The sequence below is a fragment of the Stenotrophomonas sp. 10N36 genome (assembly GCF_056395005.1).
In genome coordinates, this window is record NZ_JBFTIS010000017.1 from 84071 (window position 1) to 98877 (window position 14807).

At 67.3% G+C, this 14807-nt stretch carries 14 protein-coding genes; 9 read left to right on the plus strand and 5 right to left on the minus strand.

The annotated features are described in order from the left end of the window. Positions 1–363 precede the first annotated feature (363 nt). From AC1DCJ_RS16075 to AC1DCJ_RS16090, 4 genes are all read right to left on the minus strand, one after another. A complete protein-coding gene (locus AC1DCJ_RS16075; RefSeq protein ID WP_478071384.1) occupies positions 364–810 on the minus strand; it encodes a low affinity iron permease family protein in 447 nt (148 codons plus the stop codon). Between the two features lie 70 nt (positions 811–880). After that, positions 881–1222 carry a hypothetical protein gene (locus tag AC1DCJ_RS16080; protein WP_137190400.1) on the minus strand — a complete coding sequence of 114 codons (342 nt, stop codon included), beginning with the start codon at positions 1220–1222 and terminating at the stop codon, positions 881–883. Between the two features lie 62 nt (positions 1223–1284). Further along, positions 1285–1575 (minus strand): hypothetical protein, encoded by a 291-nt coding sequence (locus AC1DCJ_RS16085; protein WP_478071385.1) that lies wholly within the window; start codon positions 1573–1575, stop codon positions 1285–1287. Between the two features lie 257 nt (positions 1576–1832). Continuing rightward, the gene (locus AC1DCJ_RS16090; RefSeq protein WP_019186053.1) at positions 1833–2285 is read right to left on the minus strand and encodes a nucleoside deaminase; all 453 of its coding nucleotides are present in this window, start codon (positions 2283–2285) and stop codon (positions 1833–1835) included. A 135-nt stretch (positions 2286–2420) separates the two neighbouring features. On the opposite strand from AC1DCJ_RS16090, the gene ubiE reads away from it, so the two are divergent. The 6 genes from ubiE (at position 2421) to AC1DCJ_RS16120 (ending at position 10380) form a co-directional block, all read left to right on the plus strand. After that, on the plus strand, positions 2421–3182 hold the full coding sequence (gene ubiE, locus AC1DCJ_RS16095) for a bifunctional demethylmenaquinone methyltransferase/2-methoxy-6-polyprenyl-1,4-benzoquinol methylase UbiE (RefSeq protein ID WP_038686180.1): 762 nt from the start codon (positions 2421–2423) through the stop codon (positions 3180–3182). Positions 3183–3250: 68 nt separating this feature from the next. Then, positions 3251–4114: a GGDEF domain-containing protein gene (locus tag AC1DCJ_RS16100; protein WP_478071386.1), complete on the plus strand. Its 864-nt coding sequence runs from the start codon at positions 3251–3253 to the stop codon at positions 4112–4114. 84 nt (positions 4115–4198) lie between these two features. Beyond that, positions 4199–6124 carry a M1 family metallopeptidase gene (locus AC1DCJ_RS16105; RefSeq protein ID WP_478071394.1) on the plus strand — a complete coding sequence of 642 codons (1926 nt, stop codon included), beginning with the start codon at positions 4199–4201 and terminating at the stop codon, positions 6122–6124. Positions 6125–6700: 576 nt separating this feature from the next. Next, a complete protein-coding gene (locus tag AC1DCJ_RS16110; RefSeq protein WP_137190396.1) occupies positions 6701–7432 on the plus strand; it encodes a hypothetical protein in 732 nt (243 codons plus the stop codon). After that, positions 7429–8052 (plus strand): HAD family hydrolase, encoded by a 624-nt coding sequence (locus tag AC1DCJ_RS16115; protein WP_478071387.1) that lies wholly within the window; start codon positions 7429–7431, stop codon positions 8050–8052. Before AC1DCJ_RS16110 ends, AC1DCJ_RS16115 begins: the two co-directional genes overlap by 4 nt. Before the next feature lie 330 nt (positions 8053–8382). Further along, positions 8383–10380, plus strand: coding sequence for an LTA synthase family protein (locus AC1DCJ_RS16120; RefSeq protein ID WP_478071388.1), 1998 nt, complete (start codon positions 8383–8385; stop codon positions 10378–10380). Between the two features lie 428 nt (positions 10381–10808). On the opposite strand, the gene AC1DCJ_RS16125 is transcribed toward AC1DCJ_RS16120, so the two are convergent. Next, the gene (locus tag AC1DCJ_RS16125) at positions 10809–11747 is read right to left on the minus strand and encodes a carbohydrate kinase family protein (protein ID WP_137190393.1); all 939 of its coding nucleotides are present in this window, start codon (positions 11745–11747) and stop codon (positions 10809–10811) included. Between the two features lie 285 nt (positions 11748–12032). Between AC1DCJ_RS16125 and AC1DCJ_RS16130 the strand changes: the two genes are divergently transcribed. The 3 genes from AC1DCJ_RS16130 (at position 12033) to mreD (ending at position 14806) form a co-directional block, all read left to right on the plus strand. Next, a complete protein-coding gene (locus AC1DCJ_RS16130; protein ID WP_038686189.1) occupies positions 12033–13079 on the plus strand; it encodes a rod shape-determining protein in 1047 nt (348 codons plus the stop codon). Positions 13080–13208: 129 nt separating this feature from the next. Beyond that, complete coding sequence (gene mreC / locus AC1DCJ_RS16135; protein WP_478071389.1) at positions 13209–14324, plus strand: rod shape-determining protein MreC; 1116 nt, start codon at positions 13209–13211, stop codon at positions 14322–14324. Continuing rightward, complete coding sequence (gene mreD, locus AC1DCJ_RS16140) at positions 14321–14806, plus strand: rod shape-determining protein MreD (RefSeq protein WP_038686193.1); 486 nt, start codon at positions 14321–14323, stop codon at positions 14804–14806. The genes mreC and mreD overlap by 4 nt, the downstream gene beginning before the upstream one ends. Position 14807 lies beyond the last annotated feature (1 nt).

Sequence of the window (14807 nt, forward strand, 5' to 3'; positions counted from 1 at the left end):
TAGCGCCGAGGCGTAGAGCCGACCGGTAGATAGAGCCGACCGGTAGAGCCGACTGTTAGTCGGCTGCTCTCAGGTGGCACGCAAGGGCAGCCGACTAACAGTCGGCTCTACCGGTCGGTTCTACCGGGCGTGATTTCTTTCCGGAGGTCGGTAAAGGCAGCCGACTAACAGTCGGCTCTACCGGTCGGTTCTACCGGGCGTGATTTCTTTCCGGTGGTCGGTGAGGGCAGCCGACTAACAGTCGGCTCTACCGGGCGGTTCTGCCGGTCGTGATTTCTTTCCGGTGGCCGGTAAAGGGCAGCCGACTAACAGTCGGCTCTACCAGTCGGCTCTACCGGGCGGCTCTACCAGTCGGCTCCGCCGTCATGATCGGTCGTGACCTCGGTTATCCACCCGGCCATCATCCCGCCCATCACCATGGCAGGCACGCGCGCGTTCCAGCGCGTCGCCGGCTTCGCGTGCCATGCGCTCGTATTCGCGGCGGATCTCTTCCAGTCGCTCTTCGTCGAGCTCTTCCAGGTCCAGCAGTTCGTTGTTGGCCTCGGCGTTGGCACGGATCAGCTCATCGAGCTTGATCTGCACCGCAGCTGCATCCGCGTTCTGGCTGTGCTGGATCAGGAACACCATCAGGAAGGTGATGATCGTGGTGCCGGTGTTGATCACCAGCTGCCACGTATCATTGAATTTGAAAACGGGGCCGCTGAGTGCCCACAGCACCACGATGGACACGGCGGCAAGGAACGTCCAGGGCGTTCCCGCGGCATAGGCCGCCTTCCTGGCGACCAGGTTGAAAACACGTCGAAGGCTCATGCGGCACGGCAGGGTAGCAACGGGACCCCATCATTGGCGGCGCGCCGTGTACGCGCCGTGCAGCGTGTACTCAGGCGCGTGCAGCACCCAGGCGCGGGCGCGTGGCCACGTCGTGGCGGCTGGCCAGGTACACATGTTCCCAGCAGGACTCGACGAATGCGCGGGCCTGCTCTTCGGTGAGGCGCGGCATGATCTGCAGCGCGTACTGGGTCTGGAACGATTCATCGCGCTGCTCGTCGCTCGCACGCGGCTGGGTGATCAGCGAATCGCAGGCGAACTTGATCCACGGCACGTAGTGGCCGAACGACCCCGAGCCCGTGCCAAGGTTGCCGTCGGCGTGGCGCTGGCGCCAATACGCAACCTCTGCGTCTACGTCGATCACGGCAGGGATGGAAAGCTGGGCGGAAGACATGGTGGCATCGATATGCAAGGAGGGAGTTTTACAAGAGTGCGTAAAGCGCAGTGCATGCGATGTCATTGTGGTGTCGACTCCGCGTGGCGGTCCTGGCTGACATGTTCAGCGCAGCGTTCGCCCAGCAACTGCGCATGATCGACCACGCCCAGCTGTTCGGCCAACGTAGCCAGCTGGTTGCAGACATCGATGCGCCGCTCCGGATGGCCGAGGGTCAACGCGTCCTGGATGGCTTGGTAGGCGGTCCAGAACGGAGCGGAATTCTGGTAAGTGTCGTAATGCACCTGCAGTTGTTCCCAGGCAGTAACCAGCGCGGGGTCCATGGCGGCGGTGCGGCGTATTCGGGCATTCATGACGTCTCCTCGACGCTGCTGCCCCCTGTGCATCCACCATAGGCGGTCGCTGTGCACGGTTTGTTAGTGCAGCGTCGTCGCGCGGTGCCGCAGGTGTGGACACTGCGGTGCGTGAAAACGGCCATACGCTGCTGGCACAGCGCGTTCACCCGGCTGACGGGAACTGAAGCGTTCAGAACCGGAGGGGCTGCGACCGGGTGTCACAGCACCGCACAGGCGCAGTGGAATGGCTTAACCCACTGCGCAAAGCATCGCGATCACTCGCCGATGTCTTCGTTCCAGACCTCCGGGTGCGCCGAGATGAAGCCGCCCAGCAGGTCGATGCAGGCCTGGCTCTGCATGTCGATGACCTTGACCCCGTTTTCGCGCAGCCATTCGATGCCGCCCTGGAAGGTGACCGACTCGCCCACCACCACGGTGCCGATGTTGAACTGGCGCACCAGCCCGCTGCAGTACCAGCACGGGGCCAGCGTGGTCACCATGATGGTGTCCTGGTAGCGGCGCTGGCGGCCGGCCTTGCGGAACGCATCGGTTTCCCCGTGCACCGACGGGTCGCCTTCCTGCACGCGGCGGTTGTGGCCGCAGCCCAGCAGGCGGCCGTCGTTGTGGTACAGGGCCGCGCCGATCGGGATGCCGCCTTCGGCCAGGCCCTGGCGGGCTTCGGCGATGGCGGTTTCAAGCAGGGCGGCGTAGTCGGGGGTGGTGATCATGGGCGGTCCGTAAGCATCTGGACCGCCATGATAGTGGCCGCCAGCGGCTTCGGCACCGGCCGGCGCGGGGCCCCTGCGGCGCCCGGTCGCAGGGGGCGGGTGCCGCAGCGCGCCGAGCGGTGCGATAATCCGTCCATGAGCGAATCCCCCTACAAGACTGGCACCACCCATTTCGGCTTCCGCGATGTCGCAGCCAAGGACAAGCAGAAGCTGGTGGGCGAAGTGTTCACCTCGGTCGCGCGCAGCTACGACCTGATGAACGACCTGATGAGCCTGGGCATCCACCGGGCCTGGAAGCGCTACTACGTGGCCACCGCGCAGGTGAAGCCGGGTGACCGCGTGCTCGACCTGGCCGGCGGCACCGGCGACATCGCCGCGCTGATCAAGGAGCGGGTGGGTGACGAGGGTGAAGTGGTGCTGGGCGACATCAACGCCGGCATGCTGTCGGTGGGCCGCGACCGGCTGATGAACCGCGGTCTGGTGAAGGGCCTGGAGTACGTGCAGTGCAACGCCGAGGCGCTGCCCTTCCCGGATGCCAGCTTTGACCTGGTGACCATCGCCTTCGGCCTGCGCAACGTGACCGACAAGGACGCCGGCCTGCGCGAGATGTACCGCGTGCTCAAGGTGGGCGGCCAGGCGCGCGTGCTGGAGTTCTCCGAAGTCACCGCGGACTGGTTCAAGCCGATCTACGACTTCCACTCGTTCAAGATCCTGCCCAAGCTGGGCCAGCTGTTCGCGCGTGACGGCGACAGCTACCAGTACCTGGCCGAGAGCATCCGCAAGCACCCGCCGCAGGAACAGCTCAAGACCATGATGGGCGAGGCGGGCTTTGCGCGCTGCCATTACAAGAACCTGACCGGCGGCATCGTCTCGATCCACTCCGGCTACAAGGTTTGAGACACCGGTCCAGTTCCCGCTGAGGGAGCTGGTCCACACTGCGGGCAGGCTGTCAGAGAGGGCCTGCCATGCGTCTGTACCGCGGCCTGGCCCGCGTGTTTCCCCGGTCGTTCAGCGCCAAGCTGATGACCGTGGTGTTCGTTGGCGTGCACGTACCGCTGCTGGGGCTGCTGCTGTGGATGGCGGTCAGCGGCCACTACCAGCGCGACACGATGTGGACCGTGGTCGGCGTGGTGCTGGGCGCCACCCTGGTGGGCACCGCGATGGCGATGATGGCGCTGTACCGGCTGATGGCGCCGCTGCGTCAGGCCGCCGACGCGCTGGAGGCCTACTACGACGAACAGCGCCTGCCGCATCTGCCCGACCTGGGCCATGACGAGATCGGCCGGCTGTTGCGCAGCATCAACCGCAACCTCCACGGCGTCGATGCCGGCCTGCGCGACCTGCGCCGCAGCGTGCTGCTCGATCCGCTCACCCAGGCGCTCAACCGGCGCGGCTGCGAGCAGGCCCTGGCCGACTCGGCGCAGCTGGCGCAATCGCGGCGGCAGCCGTTGAGCCTGTTCGTGGTGGACCTGGACAACCTCAAGCCGATCAATGACGCGCACGGCCACCTGGCCGGCGACCAGGTGCTGGTGCGCCTGGTGGAATCGGCGCGGCAGTGGCTGCAGCCCGGCGACTGGATCGGGCGCTGGGGCGGGGATGAGTTCGTGTTGGCCGTGCACGCCAGCCACGCGGTGGCCTGCGTGCGGTTGCGCCACTGGTTGGCCGTGCTGGCCGCAGACAGCGGTGAACAGATGCCGCTCAAGGCCAGTGCCGGTGGCGCGGCCTATCGACCGGGCGAAGACCTGCGCGAGGTCTACCGCCGCGCGGACGCGGCGATGTACCGCGCCAAATACGCCGGCGGCGCGCGGTTGCTGTGCGAACCCGACTGAATGCGCAGCCCGGGGCGGCGGCGCTGTGGGGCGGGGCGGACAGGGGGTAAACTGGTCGTTTCACCCTGATCGGTCCCGATGTCCATGCGATCTCCGTTCCTGCTCATTCCCCTTGCCGTGGCGCTGGCCGCCGGCTGTTCCAAAGAAGCGGCCGCCCCGGCTGCCGCGCCCACCGCCACCGCACCGGCGAGCACTGCCATGAAAGCCGACAGCCGCAGCCACGATGAAAGCTCCTACGCCGAGCCGGACAAGGTGGTGGTCAAGGACCTGGCGCTGGACCTGAAGCTGGATTTCGACGCCAAGCAGATCGGCGGCACCGCCACCTACACCCTGGAGTGGAAGGACAAGGCGGCCAAGCAGCTGGTGCTCGACACCCGCGAGCTGACCGTGTCGAAGGTCGAGGCGATCGACGCCGACGGCAAGGCATCGCCGCTGCAGTTCGTGCTGGCCCCGGCCGACAAGGTGTTCGGCAGCAAGCTGAGCATCGAGGCGCCTGCGCAGCCGGCCAAGGTGCAGATCACCTACCACACCGCCCCGACCGCCTCGGGCCTGCAGTGGCTGGAGCCGTCGATGACCGAGGGCAAGAAGCTGCCCTTCATGTTCAGCCAGTCCCAGGCCATCCACGCCCGTTCGTGGGTGCCGCTGCAGGACACGCCGAGCGTGCGCTTCACCTACAGCGCGCATGTCACCTCGCGCCCGGACGTGATGGTGCTGATGAGCGCCGACAACGATCCCAAGGCCGCGCGTGACGGTGATTACACCTTCAAGATGCCGCAGCCGATCCCGTCCTACCTGCTGGCCATCGCCGCCGGCGACCTGGTGTTCGAGCCGATCTCCGGCCGCTCCGGCGTTTGGGCCGAACCGACCATGGTCGGCAAGGCTGCCAAGGAATTCGAAGACACCGAGAAGATGATCGGCGCCGCCGAAAAGCTGTACGGCCAGTACCGCTGGGGCCGCTACGACATGCTGGTGCTGCCGCCGTCGTTCCCGTTCGGTGGCATGGAAAACCCGCGCCTGACCTTCGCTACCCCCACCGTGATCGTGGGCGACAAGTCGCTGGTCTCGCTGGTGGCCCACGAACTTGCGCACAGCTGGTCGGGCAACCTGGTGACCAACGCCAGCTGGAAGGACATCTGGCTCAACGAAGGGTTCACCACCTACGTGCAGGGCCGCATTACCGAAGCGCTGTATGGCCAGGAAATGGCCGAGATGGAGCGCGAGATCGACCAGAACGACCTGCTGGCCGAAGTGAAGGACATGAGCCCGGCCGACCAGGCGCTGGCGCTGCCGCCGCTGACCGAGCGTGATCCGGACGACGCGCTGAGCCAGGTGGCCTACGTCAAGGGCGCCTGGTTCCTGCAGTTCCTGGAGCAGCGTTTTGGTCGCGAGACCTTCGATCCGTTCCTGCGCGGCTGGTTCGATGACCACGCCTTCCAGAGCGCGAACACCGACCAGTTCGTTGCGTACCTGAAGAAGAACCTGCTCAACAAAAAGCCGGGCGCCGTGACCGACGCGGAGCTGAAGGCATGGCTGGACGAGCCGGGCATTCCGTCGTTCGCGACCAAGGCCCGCTCGCGCAACTTCTCCATCGTCGATACCGCGCGCATCGCCTGGCAGGGCAGCAACACCCTGCCGAACGTGCAGATCACCGGCGAGTGGGGCACCCAGGAATGGGTGCACTTCATCGACGGCCTGGGCAAGACCCTGCCGTTGGACAAGCTGGCGGCGCTGGACAAGGCGTACCACTTCACCGGGACCGCCAATGGCGAAATCGCGATGCGCTGGTACCCGCTGGCCATCCGCAGCGGGTATGCCGAAGCCAACGAACCGGCCGCGGCGTTCATCGAGCGCGTGGGCCGTCGCAAGCTGATCCTGCCGATCTACGCAGAACTGGTGAAGACCCCCGAAGGCCTGGCGTTCGCCAAGGCGGCCTTCGAGAAGGCCAAGCCGGGCTACCACCCGATCACCACCGCGTCGGTGCAGGACATGCTGGACAAGGCAAGCAGGTAGTGCCGGCCGCTGGCCGGCAACTCAGCCCAGCCAGCACCGCGCGACGCAATGCCTGAAAACGGCGGGGAAACCCGCCGTTTTTTTGTGCGCGACGCCATGCGCAGCGGCGCCCCGTCAGATCGACACCGCGCCCCCCGGTAGGGTCGCATCCCAATCGACCGCCATTGCATCGCCCACGTTCGATACCGGCATGGACATCAAACGGAAAGAGCCTTGGCTCCGTCCCAGATAATGCCAACACCGCACGCAGACCCACCGAGGGCGGTCGATAGGGATGCGACCCTACCGCGTCACAGGGACCCGTCAGATTGACGCCGAGCGTCCCCCGTCACAGCGATCCGTCAGATCGACACCGCGCTACCCCGGTAGGGTCGCATCCCAATCGACCGCCATTACATGGCCCCCGTTCGATATCGGCATGAACATCAACGGAGAAGGCCTTGGCTTCGTCCCAGGTAATCCCAACACCGCACGCGGACTCACCGAGAGCGGTCGATAGGGATGCGACCCTGCCTGCTCCCCCGTTACAGTAGGCCGGTGACGCCATTGGGCGCCTTGCCAATCACGGAGTACGCAATGAAACGACTGATCCTGGCCGCTGCCTGTGCCTTCGCGCTGGTTGCCTGCAGCAACCCCGAGGAAGAGCGCAAGGCGCAGGAAGCCGCCGCTGCCGCCGCCAAGGCGCAGCAGGAAGAGAAGGCCGAAGGCGTGGCCAAGCAGTACGAGATGGCGGTGGCCGCGCAGGACTGGGAGCGTGCGCGCATCCATGGTGGCGCCTTGCTGGACCAGTACAAGGACACCGACGTGGCCGCGCGGATCGAGCCGGGCTTCGCCGAGGTGCAGGCCAAGGGCGATGCCGCGCGCGACCTGCGCCGCATGCAGGGCCTGTGGCAGTACAACCAGATCCCCGTGGGCAGCAAGGGCATGCAGGTCTCGGCGCAGATCTACAGCAAGCAGCGCGTCGACGTGGACGGCAGCGGTGCCAAGCCGGTGCAGCTGGTGTTCCGCGACCACCCCGAATGGAAGCGGCATGCCTACCTGGTGCTGCAGGCCGGCGACTTCCGCTGCCCGCAGTGCAAGGTGCAGGTCAGCGTGGACGGTGGCAAACCGATCGCGATGGCCGCCTGGCGGCCCAAGACCGACGAGGCGATCGCGATGTTCATCACCGACCAGAAGGCGCTGTGGAAGCTGGCGCGCAAGGCCAAGGTGATCAGCATCGAATTCCCGGTCAAGGCCGGCGGCACCCGCACCGCGGTGTTCGAGACCGGCGGAGTAGACGCCAACCGCATGCCGAAGTGGTGGGAATGACCGCGACCGCCGACCCGACCGCGGCGTTGCCGCTGTCGGCGATCCGCCACTGGGTGTTCGACATGGACGGCACCCTGACCGTGGCGGTGCACGACTTCGAGCGGATCAAGCGCGAACTGGCGATCCCGGTGCAGGACGACATCCTCACCCACCTGGCCGGGTTGCCCGCGGCGGAGGCCACGGCCAAGCACGCCTGGCTGCTGGCGCATGAGCGTGCGCTGGCCGCCGAGGCCCAGCCCGCGCCGGGCGCGGTGGCGCTGGTGCGCGCGCTGCAGGGGGCGGGCTGCCGGCTGGGCATCCTGACCCGCAACGTGCGCAGCCTGGCGCAGATCACCCTGCAGGCCATCGGGCTGGGCGACGTGTTTGCCGAGCAGGACATCATCGGCCGCGACGAGGCCGAGCCGAAACCCTCACCGGCCGGGCTGCAGTACTTCGTGCAGCGCTGGCAGGTGGACCCGGCGCAGGTGGTGATGGTGGGCGACTACCGCTTCGACCTGGAATGCGGCCGTGCGGCGGGCACCCGGACGCTGCTGGTCAATGCCCCGGACAACCCGTGGCCGGGCATGGCCTGCTGGCACCTGGCCGACTGCCGCGCGGTGCTGGCGCACTGCCAGCGCTAGCGCACGGGGGGGGCGGCCGGTGGAAACCGCCGCCCAACGCCGGCAAACGGGCGATCACGTTTCCGGTCGACGCCAGCGCTATTCCCTGTATTGTTCGGAACCGGCCGTGTGTCGGATAGATGACGGACGGGTCGGGCGTGGGGCGGGGCGCGGTTGGGGAACCGCCGCCGCCGACCGGAGCGGCCTGATCCAGGCAGCGACAGGCGTTGAACCGTGGCGGCGGCAGGTGCGCTGCGCTGGCGGGTGTGTGTCGGGTAACACGTGGTCAGGTGTGGCCCGCTGCCAGGGATGGGCGCTGGCTGTTCGTCGTTCCCTTTCTGGATTCCTTTCATGCTCCGAGCTGTATGGGTGTCGCTGTACCGGCGTCTGTCTCCGATTGCCGCTTTCTTCCTGTTCGGCCTGGTGGCCCTGTCGGTGTCCCGGCTGGGGCTGGCGTTGTGGCATGCCGCGCGGGTCAGCGCGGCCGACGGCTGGGGCACGGTGTTCCTGCAGGGGATACGGGTGGATGTGGCCACCCTCTGCCTGCTCTATGGCATTCCGGCGGTGCTGGCGCTGCTGCTGCCGGTGGACGGGCGGCTGGGCCGCGCCTGGCGGCACCTGCTGCGCGGCTGGCTGATCGCGGCGAGCGTGCTGCTGGTGTTCATGGAACTGGCCACGCCCAGCTTCATGGCCGAATACGGGCTGCGCCCGAACCGCCTGTTCCTGGAATACCTGATCTATCCCGAAGAAGTCGGGATGACCCTGCTGCGGGGCCACTTGCTGGCCGTGGTGATCGAGGTGACCGCGGTGATCGTGCTGTTCTGGGTGTTGCTGCGCGGCTCGCGCCGCTGGGTAGTGCCCACGCCGACGGTCCCGGTCGAGGCCGGCTGGCTGTGGCGGCTGCCGTTGGCGCTGCTGGTGCTGCTGCTGGCCGCCATGGGCGTGCGCTCCAGCCTGGGGCATCGGCCCTTGAACCCGGCGCTGGTGGCGTTCTCCACCGACCCCACCATCAACGCGCTGCCGCTGAACTCGCTGTACACCGTCGGCTTTGCCGCGCGGCAGCTGGCAACCCGCAGCGAAACCTCGCGCGTGTATGGCGACCTGCCGCTGGCCGAGGTGGTCAGCGAGCTGCGCGCCACCAGTGGCCTGCCGGCATCGGCGTACGTGTCCGATGACCTGCCGAGCCTGGCGCTGCGCCCGCCGATGCACACGGGCACGCCGCGCAACCTGGTGATCGTGCTGGAAGAAAGCCTGGGCGCGCAGTTCATCGGCAGCCTGGGTGGGCGGCCGCTGTCGCCCAACTACGACCGCTTGAGCACGCAGGGCTGGGCGTTCGAGCGGCTGTATGCGACCGGCACGCGCTCGGTGCGCGGGATCGAGGCGGTGCTGACCGGCTTCCCGCCCACCCCGGCCGAATCGGTGGTCAAGCTGCCCCCCTCCCGCCAGCGCTTCTTCACCCTGGCCGATGTGCTGGGCCGGCATGGCTATGACACCGGCTTCTACTACGGCGGCGAAAGCCACTTCGACAACATGCGCGAGTTCTTCCTCGCCAACGGCTTCACCCGCATCGTGGACCGCAAGGACTACCGCAAGCCGGCGTTCGTCGGGTCGTGGGGGGCGTCGGACGAGGACCTGTTCGGCCGCGCCGACCAGCAGTTCCGCGAGTTGAATGCGCAGGGCAAGCCGTTCTTCGGGCTGGTGTTCACCTCCAGCAACCACGATCCGTTCGAGTTCCCCGACGGCCGCATCGACCTGTACGAGCAGCCCAAGCAGACCCGCGACAATGCCGCCAAGTACGCCGATTACGCGCTGGGCGAGTTCTTCCGCAAGGCGATGGCGTCACCGTACTGGGAAAACACCGTGTTCCTGGTCGTGGCCGACCATGATTCGCGGGTGTTCGGCAAGGACATGGTGCCCATCGCCAATTTCCATATCCCCGGGTTGATCCTGGGCGGTGGCATCGCGCCACGCCGGGATGGCCGCATCGTGAGCCAGATCGATCTGCCGCCGACGCTGTTGTCGCTGCTGGGCATCGCCGATCCCACGCCGCTGGTCGGGCAGGACCTGACCGACGCGCGCCGGCTGCAGCCCGGGCGCGCGCTGATGCAGTACGACCGCAACCTGGCGTGGATGGAGGGCAACGAGGTGGCCATCCTGCAGCCGGACAAGCCGGCACAGGGCTACCGCTACGACCCGGCCAGCGACCAGCTGCAGCCGCAGCCGCTGAACCCGGCGCTGGCACGGCGCGCCCACGCCTATGCCATGTGGGGCACGCTGGCCTACGAAAAAGAGCTGTACCGGTTGCCGGAGAAGGCCAAGCCGACGCTTACGCCCAAGCCCAAGCCTTGAGTCCGAGCCCTGAGTCCTGAGGCGGGCAACGGGGCGGGGAGCCTGGGGATTGCTGCGCCGGCGCGGGCGCAGCTGCGCGTCCTGGTTTGGGCGTGATGCGCGCGTCCGGGGCCGCTTGGCAGCCGGCAGGCCCTTTCGCAAATGTCCCCCGGCCGACGCCTGCGGCGCCGACCTCCTCCTTTAGTTTGCCAAGGACCTGCCGGCCGCCAAGCGGCCCGGCTTGCGGTGGCAGACAGCGGGAGTCAAGCGGGTGCGCTTTTACGGGTGCCTTGAATGGGCCACGACCTGATACAGCGGTAGGTCACCACCGTTGGTGGTGACGCCAACGTGCCGGTAGGTCACCACCGTTGGTGGTGACGCCAACGTGCCGGTAGGTCACCACCGTGGGTGGTGACGCTGATCCACGGCGGTGTCTGATCGCAGCGCGATCAAACGTTCAGCGCGTAACCGAACTGCTGCTTGAACTGCTCGTTGAACTCTTCAAACGTGAAGCGCTGGTTCTGCGTGCCCGGGTGTTCCACCTTCAGCGCGCCCATCAGGTTGCCCATGCGGCCGATGGTGAGCCAGTCGAAGCCCTTCTCGATGCCGTAGATCAGGCCGGCGCGGAACGCGTCGCCGCAGCCGGTCGGGTCGACCACGCGACGCTCGTGCGCCGGCGGGATGTCATAGGTCTTTTCCGGGGTGTGGATGACCGCGCCCTTCGGGCCACGGGTGGTGATGTAGGCCTTGACCCGGCTCACGATCGCCTTTTCGTCCCAGCCGGTGCGCTCCTGCAGCAGGTTGGACTCGTAGTCGTTGACCACCACGTAGTCGGCCTGCTCGATGAAGGTGCGCAGTTCCGGACCATTGAACAGCGGCATGGCCTGGCCCGGGTCGAAGATGAACGGCACGCCGGCCTCGAAGAACTCCTGGGAGTTCTGGATCATGCCCTCGCGCCCGTCCGGGCCGACCAGGCCCAGGGTCACGCCCGGCACGTCCTTCACGTGGTTCTCGTAGGACCGCATCATTGCGCCCGGGTGGAAGGCGGTGATCTGGTTGTTGTCGTGGTCGGTGGTGATGAACGCCTGTGGCGTGAACAGCTCATCGATCACCTTGACCCGCGCCAGGTCGATGCCCAGGCCCTGGAAGTACTCGCGGTACGGGCCGAAATCCGAGCCCACGGTGCCCATCGGGATCGGGTCGCCGCCCAGCAGGTGCAGGTTGTAGGCGATGTTGCCTGCGCAACCGCCGAATTCACGTCGCATGCGCGGCACCAGGAACGACACGTTCAGGATGTGCACCTTGTCCGGCAGGATGTGATTCTTGAACTGGTCCGGGAACACCATGATGGTGTCGAAGGCAAGAGAACCACAGATCAAAGCGGACATCGATTAAGGCCTATGCGGAAGGGAGTTTGAGGCCCGCCAGGCGGGCAACGAAACGGCGCCTTGAGGCGCCCTGCGGCGCAAAGGTTAACGGGTGAGGCGGCTTTGGGCCAGAACCGGTGCTGTCCGAGCCGGGTCAAATTCGCCTGAATGGCCGTGAAGGCTGGCTTTGCACCAGATTTGTCCTTGCTCGCGCACAGGGGGATTGCTAGGCTTGTCGACCTCGAATTCTGCCCATTTTTTCGCCATCCCGCGTTGGGCGCGACACCCCTCAGGATCAACTCCCAGATGTTCAAGAAACTGCGCGGCATGTTCTCCAATGACCTGTCCATCGACCTGGGCACGGCCAACACCCTCATCTATGTGCGTGGGCAGGGAATCGTGCTGAACGAGCCGTCCGTGGTCGCCGTGCGCCAGGACCGTGCCATCGGTGGTACCCGTTCCGTGGCTGCCGTAGGCGCCGAAGCCAAGCAGATGCTGGGCCGTACCCCGGGCCACATCACCACCATCCGCCCGATGAAAGACGGCGTCATCGCCGATTTCACCTACACCGAGGCGATGCTCAAGCACTTCATCAAGAAGGTGCACAAGTCGCGCTTCCTGCGCCCGAGCCCGCGCGTGCTGGTCTGCGTGCCGGCCGGCTCGACCCAGGTCGAGCGCCGCGCCATCAAGGAATCGGCCGAGGAGGCCGGTGCGCGTGACGTGTTCCTGATCGAAGAACCGATGGCCGCGGCGATCGGCGCCGGCATGCCGGTGACCGAAGCCCGTGGCTCGATGGTCATCGACATCGGCGGCGGCACCACCGAAGTGGCCGTGATCTCGCTGAACGGCATCGTCTATTCGGCCTCGGTGCGCATCGGCGGCGACCGCTTCGACGAGTCGATCACCAACTACGTGCGCCGCAACCACGGCATGCTGATCGGTGAAGCCACCGCCGAGCGCATCAAGGTGGAGCTGGGCTGCGCCTACCCGCAGGCGGAAGTGATCGAGATGGAAATCTCCGGCCGTAACCTCGCCGAGGGCGTGCCGAAGATGATCAAGATCAACTCCAACGAAGTGCTGGAAGCCCTGCACGAGCCGCTGTCGGGCATCGTCAGCGCGGTCAAGCTGGCCTTGGAACAGACCCCGCCGGAACTGTGTGCCGACGTCGCCGAGCGCGGCATCGTGCTCACCGGCGGTGGCGCGCTGCTGCGCGACCTGGACCGCCTGATCTCCGAAGAAACCGGCCTGCACGTGCAGGTGGCCGATGACCCGCTGACCTGCGTGGCCCGCGGCGGTGGTCGTGCGCTGGAGCTGGTGGACATGCACGGCAACGAGTTCTTTGCGCCGGAGTAAGCCGAACCGGCTGTGCTCCCTGCACGCGCCCCTGCGGCGTGATGCCCACTGCGTGATTGCCACGCCGGGTATCGCAACGCCGGGGCGTTGTCGCATCCTTCTTTCGTTTTCCTCCAGTCGAAGCCAGTCGTGCCGCCCTACGCCGGTCCCCCCGTAGCCTCCCGCCAGGGCGATGCCGCCAGTCCACTGCGGCTGCTCGCTTACCTGGCCCTGGCCATCACCCTGATCGTGCTCGATGACCAGGCCGGCTGGCTGGCGCGCCTGCGCGCGCAGGCCAACGTGCTGGTGCAGCCGGTATGGGCGCTGGCCGGGCTGCCCGGCAAGCTGGGCACCCAGGTCAAGGACAATGCCGCCAGCCATGGCCAGCTGGTGGAAGAGAACCGCGCGCTGCGCAACAAGCTGCTGATCGCCAACGCCCGCCTGACCCGCCTGCAGACCGCCGCGCTGGACAACGCGCAGCTGCGCGAGCTGCTCAACGTGGCCGAGCGCAGCGGGTTGGACGTGCAGCTGGCGCCGATCCTGGACATCGACCTGGACCCGGTCCGGCAGCGCCTGGTGCTGGCCGCCGGCAGCCGCGACGGTGTGCACCTGGGCCAGGCCGTGATCGATTCGGGTGGCCTGATGGGCCAGGTGATCGCCACCACCGGCAGCAATGCCACGGTGCTGCTGCTCACCGACCCGGACCACGCGGTGCCCGTAACCGTGGCCCGCAACGGCGTGCGCCTGATCGTGTACGGCCGGGGCGACACCCTGGAACTGCGCGACATTCCGCTCAGCGCAGGCGTGGAAGTGGGCGATGAGATCGTCACCTCCGGCCTGGGCGGGCGTTTCCCGGCCGGGTTCCCGGTGGGCAAGATCACCGCGCTGCGCCCCGATGACACCCATGCCTTCCTGGTGGGCGAACTGAAACCGGCCGCCCAGCTCGACCGTGGCCGCGATGTGCTGCTCCTTCGCCCCGGCGCGGCGATTCGGATTCCGCCCAACCTGCGCCTCTCCGGCGAAGCCGGCGGGCCGTCGGCGGTACCGTTGCAGGAGGCAGCTGGTACGACGGCCCAGCCCCCGCAGCCAACCACCACCCCGGTAGTGCCGGCCGCTGGCCGGCAAGCCTCGCCGGCCCAACCCGTAGCGCCGGGCTCTGCCCGGCAACCCCAACCCTCTGCCGTAGCGCCGGGCTCTGCCCGGCAACCCCAGCCGGTAGTGCCGGCCGCTGGCCGGCAAGCCCCGCCCGTGGAGAATCGCGAATGAGCCGCCTGCGCGATAAACCCTGGGTGCTGCCGGTCAGCGTGGTGCTGGCACTGCTGCTGGGCCTGCTGCCGCTGCCGGCGCTGCTGCAGCCGCTGCGGCCGTACTGGCTGGCGCTGGTGCTGGCCTACTGGGTGATCGAGGCGCCGGACCGGGTCGGGCTGGGCATCGCGTTTGCCAGCGGCGTGGTCGCCGACCTGCTGTACGGCGGGGTGCTGGGCGAACAGGCGCTGCGCCTGGTCATGCTCACCTTCATCCTGCAGCGCTTCCGCGCGCGCATCCGCTTCTTCCCGATGTCCCAGCAGATGCTGGCCATCGGCGGCTTGCTGTTCAACGACCGCATCGTCAGTTCGGTGGTGCACATCGTGGTGGGCGAGCCGACCCTGCCGTGGTCGTACTGGTGGGCCCCGCTGCTGGGCATGGGCCTGTGGCCGCTGCTGTTCATCCTGCTCGACGCGGTCCGCTTCGGGCGTCGCGGGCGCTGAC

Coding starts and splice junctions, on each gene's coding strand:
- AC1DCJ_RS16125 (WP_137190393.1), bottom strand. CDS start 11,747: ATGTCCGCTTTGATCTGTGGTTCTCTTGCCTTCGACACCATCATGGTG.
- AC1DCJ_RS16100 (WP_478071386.1), top strand. CDS start 3,251: ATGCGTCTGTACCGCGGCCTGGCCCGCGTGTTTCCCCGGTCGTTCAGC.
- AC1DCJ_RS16105 (WP_478071394.1), top strand. CDS start 4,199: ATGCGATCTCCGTTCCTGCTCATTCCCCTTGCCGTGGCGCTGGCCGCC.
- AC1DCJ_RS16120 (WP_478071388.1), top strand. CDS start 8,383: ATGCTCCGAGCTGTATGGGTGTCGCTGTACCGGCGTCTGTCTCCGATT.
- AC1DCJ_RS16130 (WP_038686189.1), top strand. CDS start 12,033: ATGTTCAAGAAACTGCGCGGCATGTTCTCCAATGACCTGTCCATCGAC.
- ubiE (WP_038686180.1), top strand. CDS start 2,421: ATGAGCGAATCCCCCTACAAGACTGGCACCACCCATTTCGGCTTCCGC.
- AC1DCJ_RS16115 (WP_478071387.1), top strand. CDS start 7,429: ATGACCGCGACCGCCGACCCGACCGCGGCGTTGCCGCTGTCGGCGATC.
- AC1DCJ_RS16090 (WP_019186053.1), bottom strand. CDS start 2,285: ATGATCACCACCCCCGACTACGCCGCCCTGCTTGAAACCGCCATCGCC.
- AC1DCJ_RS16085 (WP_478071385.1), bottom strand. CDS start 1,575: ATGAATGCCCGAATACGCCGCACCGCCGCCATGGACCCCGCGCTGGTT.
- AC1DCJ_RS16080 (WP_137190400.1), bottom strand. CDS start 1,222: ATGTCTTCCGCCCAGCTTTCCATCCCTGCCGTGATCGACGTAGACGCA.
- AC1DCJ_RS16110 (WP_137190396.1), top strand. CDS start 6,701: ATGAAACGACTGATCCTGGCCGCTGCCTGTGCCTTCGCGCTGGTTGCC.
- mreD (WP_038686193.1), top strand. CDS start 14,321: ATGAGCCGCCTGCGCGATAAACCCTGGGTGCTGCCGGTCAGCGTGGTG.
- AC1DCJ_RS16075 (WP_478071384.1), bottom strand. CDS start 810: ATGAGCCTTCGACGTGTTTTCAACCTGGTCGCCAGGAAGGCGGCCTAT.